This window comes from Streptomyces sp. OfavH-34-F (assembly GCF_022347745.1).
In the GTDB taxonomy this organism is placed as follows: Bacteria; Actinomycetota; Actinomycetes; order Streptomycetales; family Streptomycetaceae; genus Streptomyces.
In genome coordinates this window covers 1-4,945 of record NZ_JAKRGC010000395.1, presented here as the reverse complement: position 1 = coordinate 4,945, position 4,945 = coordinate 1, and the positions used below count along the sequence as shown (strand labels likewise).

The 4,945-nt window shown below is 72.8% G+C and carries 4 protein-coding genes and 1 pseudogene; 1 reads left to right on the top strand and 4 read right to left on the bottom strand.

Annotated elements, in window-relative coordinates; translation table 11 throughout:
* Positions 1 to 101: 101 nt before the first annotated feature.
* From MHW47_RS31840 to MHW47_RS31830, 3 genes and pseudogenes are all read right to left on the bottom strand, one after another.
* Positions 102 to 857: pseudogene (locus MHW47_RS31840) on the bottom strand (enoyl-CoA hydratase/isomerase family protein); the annotation flags it as partial.
* A gap of 150 nt (positions 858 to 1,007) precedes the next feature.
* Positions 1,008 to 1,232, bottom strand: a complete 225-nt coding sequence (locus tag MHW47_RS31835; RefSeq protein ID WP_239227334.1) for a helix-turn-helix domain-containing protein — start codon at positions 1,230 to 1,232, stop codon at positions 1,008 to 1,010.
* Between the two features lie 320 nt (positions 1,233 to 1,552).
* Positions 1,553 to 3,151, bottom strand: a complete 1,599-nt coding sequence (locus MHW47_RS31830; protein WP_239227333.1) for an ABC-F family ATP-binding cassette domain-containing protein — start codon at positions 3,149 to 3,151, stop codon at positions 1,553 to 1,555.
* 262 nt (positions 3,152 to 3,413) lie between these two features.
* Here MHW47_RS31830 and MHW47_RS31825 point away from each other — a divergent pair, with 262 nt between their 5' ends.
* Complete coding sequence (locus tag MHW47_RS31825) at positions 3,414 to 3,827, top strand: VOC family protein (RefSeq protein ID WP_239227332.1); 414 nt, start codon at positions 3,414 to 3,416, stop codon at positions 3,825 to 3,827.
* A gap of 46 nt (positions 3,828 to 3,873) precedes the next feature.
* On the opposite strand, the gene MHW47_RS31820 is transcribed toward MHW47_RS31825, so the two are convergent.
* Positions 3,874 to 4,945, bottom strand: a 1,072-nt coding sequence (locus MHW47_RS31820; RefSeq protein WP_374230181.1) for a hypothetical protein, incomplete at its 5' end; no start/stop codon positions are given.

Below are 4,945 nucleotides of genomic sequence, written 5' to 3'. Positions count from 1 at the left end.
CCCCCCCCCTGCACCGGGGTCGAGCGGGCGCCGGCCCCCTCCGAGATCATCGCGAACGCGGCTCGCAGTGGCGGCGCCTGCACCAGGGAGCCGGCCACCGAGCCCTGGGCGGCCCGCTCGGCGGCGCGCTGCTCCTCGTACGTACGCGAGACGGCCCCGCTCAGCAGGGCCTTGGTCTCGATGAGGGCGTCGCGCGGGGCGGCCAGCAGGGCGCCGGCCAGGTCGCGGGCGGCGGCCTCCAGCTCTCCGGCGGGCACGACGAGGTTGGCCAGGCCGGTGCGCTCGGCCTCCTCGGCGTGGACGAAGCGACCGGTGGCGCAGATCTCCAGCGCGCGGGCGTAGCCCACCAGGTGGACCAGGGGGTGCGTGCCGGTGAGGTCGGGGACCAGTCCGAGGCTGGTCTCGCGCATGGCGAACTGGACGTCGTCGGCGACGATGCGCAGGTCGCAGGCGAGGGCGAGCTGGAAGCCCGCGCCGATGGCGTGCCCCTGGACGGCCGCGATCGACACGAGGTCGTTGCGGCGCCACCAGGTGAACGCCTCCTGGTACCCGGCGATCAGCGCGTCGAGTTCGGCCTCCGGGCCGCGCCCCATGTCCAGGAACGACGGCTCGCCGTCGAATCCCTCGGGGGTGAACGCCTGGCGGTCGAGTCCGGCGGAGAACGACACGCCTTCGGCGCGCAGCACGACGACCCGCACACTGCCGGGCAGGGCCCGTCCGGCCTCGGTCAACGCCCGCCACAGAGCGGGAGACTGGGCGTTGCGCTTGGCCGGGTTGGTGAGGGTCACCGTGGCAACCGCGTCGTCGACGGTGAGTCGTACGCCGTCCTTGTCGAGCACGGAGTCGAACGAGGTCATGCGGAGCCTCCGGATCGGGTGCAGTCAGCACATGAAGCTAAGTGACTGAACAGTAACCACCGGATCGAGCATGCGATCGACCGGGTGGGCGCACCCGGACCGGGAGCCCGCCGGGGCCGTCCCGTGACGTGCCCCGTCCGCTGCCGGCCGTCAGGCCGTCGTCGCGGCCTTCTTGCCTCGTGTGGCGCCGCCGCGTCCGCGGAGCGTCACTCCGGATTCGCTGAGCATCCGGTGGACGAACCCGTAGGAGCGGCCCGTTTCCTCGGCCAGCGCCCGGATGCTCGCACCGGAGTCGTACTTCTTCTTCAGGTCTGCCGCGAGCTTGTCGCGCGCGGCGCCGGTCACCCGGCTGCCCTTCTTCAGAGTCTCGGCCACCCGTGCCTCCTCATGGGAAGTGCGCTCTGGACTCTCATGATCACCCCTCGGACGCTTCCTGGCCACCCATTCGGCAAGGTCGGTGCGACCGGATTCACGCCCCGGTGGTGCGCCGGGCCGGCCGGAACGCCCCGTTTCCGGCGTGTGTACGAGCCACGCACACCGGGCCTCCGGAGGAACGTACAGGTCAGGGCCCACAAGGGAACTACGCCGGAAACGACGGCGCCCGGCAGCCGTCTGCCGGGCGCCGCGCCGGGGTACGAGACGCCCTCACGCAGATGATGGATTCGCGCTGGGCCGAATGGTCCGAGGCGGGTGGATCAGGCCAGCGCGACCAGGTCCCGGTAGTCGGCGCCCCACAGGTCCTCGATGCCGTCCGGAAGCAGGATGATGCGCTCCGGCTGGAGGGCCTCGACCGCGCCCTCGTCGTGGGTGACGAGCACGACGGCGCCCTTGTACGTGCGCAGCGCGCCGAGGATCTCCTCGCGGCTGGCCGGGTCCAGGTTGTTGGTGGGCTCGTCGAGCAGCAGGACGTTGGCGGAGGAGACGACCAGCGTGGCCAGGGCGAGGCGGGTCTTCTCGCCGCCGGAGAGCACCCCGGCGGGCTTGTCCACGTCGTCCCCGGAGAACAGGAACGAGCCGAGCGTCTTGCGGACGGCGACGAGATCCAGGTCGGGCGCGGCGGAGCGCATGTTCTCCAGGACCGTGCGGTCCGGGTCCAGGGTCTCGTGCTCCTGGGCGTAGTAGCCGAGCTTGAGGCCGTGGCCCTCGACGACGCGGCCGGTGTCGGGCTTCTCGGCGCCGCCGAGCAGCCGCAGCAGCGTGGTCTTGCCGGCGCCGTTGAGGCCGAGGATGACGACGCGGGAGCCCTTGTCGATCGCCAGGTCGACGTCGGTGAAGATCTCCAGCGAGCCGTAGGACTTGGACAGGCCCTCCGCCATCAGGGGCGTCTTGCCGCACGGCGAGGGGTCGGGGAAGCGCAGCTTGGCGACCTTGTCGGCGACCCGGGCCTCCTCAAGGCCGGACAGCAGCCGGTCGGCGCGCTTGGCCATGTTCTGGGCGGCGACGGTCTTGGTGGCCTTGGCGCGCATCTTGTCGGCCTGCGCGTTGAGGGCGGCGGCCTTCTTCTCGGCGTTCTGGCGCTCGCGCTTGCGCCGCTTCTCATCGGCCTCGCGCTGCTGCTGGTAGAGCTTCCAGCCCATGTTGTAGACGTCGATCTGCGACCGGTTGGCGTCGAGGTAGAAGACCTTGTTCACGACCGTCTCGACCAGCTCGACGTCGTGGGAGATCACCACGAAGCCGCCGCGGTAGTTCTTGAGGTAGTCGCGCAGCCAGACGATGGAGTCCGCGTCGAGGTGGTTGGTGGGCTCGTCCAGGAGCAGCGTGTCGGCGTCCGAGAAGAGGATGCGGGCCAGCTCGACGCGGCGGCGCTGACCGCCGGAGAGGGTGTGCAGCGGCTGGCCGAGCACCCGGTCGGGCAGGCTGAGCGCGGCGGCGATGGTGGCGGCCTCGGCCTCGGCGGCGTACCCGCCCTTGGTGAGGAACTCCGTCTCCAGGCGCTCGTACTTCTTCATCGCCTTCTCGCGGGTGGCACCCTTGCCGTTCGCCATCCGGTCCTCGTTCTCCCGCATCTTGCGCAGGATCTCGTCCAGGCCGCGGGCGGACAGCACCCGGTCCCTGGCGAGCACGTCGAGGTCGCCGGTGCGGGGGTCCTGGGGGAGGTAGCCGACCTCGCCGGAGCGGGTGATGGTGCCGGCGGCGGGGGTGCCCTCGCCGGCGAGGCACTTGGTGAGGGTGGTCTTGCCGGCGCCGTTGCGGCCGACGAGGCCGATGCGGTCGCCCTTGGCGATGCGGAAGCTGGCGGACTCGATGAGCAGACGGGCGCCGGCGCGCAGCTCGATGCCGGAGGCGGTGATCACGGGGAGGTACTCCAGGGCGGAAGGACGGGCGGAGGAACGACAGGCGGTGACGACTGGACGCCGTTACTCACGCACGCGCACAAGGAGGACTGCCATGGAAGCCAGTCTACTGGCGGTGTCCAACGACTTTTCCGGGCCCGGACGCGCGGCTTCCCCCGCGGGGCGGGCGTTGTCGGCGGGACGGCGGCGGCGCCCGGTGCCAGACTGAGACGCAGCTCACAGATCACGGGACGGCGCTGCCGTACGGAAGGGGCTGAGCACGATGGCGGACGCGGGAGCGGGTGTGCCGACGGTGTACCCCACGATCCTCTACGACGACGCGAAGGCGGCGATCAGAACGCTCACCGAGGCCTTCGGCTTCACGAAGGAGGCGGTGTACGAGGCCGAGGACGGGTCGGTGGTGCACGCGGAGCTGTCCTGCGGCAACGGCAGGGTGATGCTGGGCTCGCGGGGCCGCGAGGGAGTCTTCGCGCGGGCCATGGCGGGAGCGGGCCCCGCCGGGGTGTACGTGGTGGTCGCGGAGGTCGACGCGCACCACGCGCGGGCGGTGGAGCACGGGGTGGAGATCCTGATGCCGCCGACCGACCAGGACTACGGCTCGCGCGACTACATGGCGCGCGACGCGGAGGGCAACGTCTGGAGTTTCGGGACGTACGCGCCGGGGGCGCCGCACTGAGGGGCGGGGGCGGGCCCGCGACGGGCCCGCCCCCGCCCCTTCCCGGTCAGGAGCCTCCGGTGTGGACCTGGAACGCCGCCTTGCGGACGGCCTTGGCCAGGGCCGGGTCCGGGTGGGCGGCGGCGAGCGCGACCAGGACCTGGACCGTGCGCGGGTGGCCGACGGCGCGGACCTCGTCCAGCAGGGCCGGGACCGTGCCCTGGACCGCCGAGTCGAGGTGGCGCACCAGCAGGCCGGTCTCGCCGTGGTCGGCGACGGCCGCCGCGGTGTCCACCCAGAGCCAGGTGGCCTCCTCGCGGCTGAGGACCTCCTGGGCGTCCTCGGGGTCCTTCCCGTCGTACTCGGCGAGCCAGAGCAGCGCGTAGGGGCGCAGCGACGGGTCGGTGAGGACGGCGCGGACCTCGGGTTCGGCGGGGGCGCCGACGACGCGCAGCGCCTCGAAGGCGAGCCCGCGCAGCAGGGCGTCCTCGCCCCGGGCCACGTCGAGCAGTTCGGCGACGGCGCTGCCGACCGGGCGGGCGGCCAGCCAGGCCCGGTACTCGGCACGGGCGGGGCCGGGGGTGAGCCGGGCGCAGCCGAGGAGCATGTCGGCGGCGGCCTGTTCGATGTTGCCGGCCGGGCTCTGGGCGGCGACGCAGATCTGTTCCAGCTTGACCCAGACCGCCCAGTTGCCGAGGGGGGTGAGGGTGGCCTGGCCGTTGCCGAGGGTGAGGGCGCCCACGGCCGCCAGCCCTTCGAGGGCCCAGTCGAGCAGCAGGGCGATGAGTTCGGGGGTGTGGGCGGTGGGGGCCGGGTCGGCGGGGCCGGGCAGCGGCTCGGGGCCGTAGGGGACCTCGCAGCGCTCCTCGTGCAGTTCGGCGACGCGCTGGCCCAGGAGGTCGAGCAGCGCGGGTACGGGGACGGGGCCGGCCGAGAGCTGGAGCAGCGAGAGGACCTGGGGCACGGCTTCGACGGCCTCGGCGACGACGGTGGACTCGACGTCGCGGGGCGCGGGGTGAGCCGGGCGCAGCCGAGGAGCATGTCGGCGGCGGCCTGTTCGATGTTGCCGGCCGGGCTCTGGGCGGCGACGCAGATCTGTTCCAGCTTGACCCAGACCGCCCAGTTGCCGAGGGGGGTGA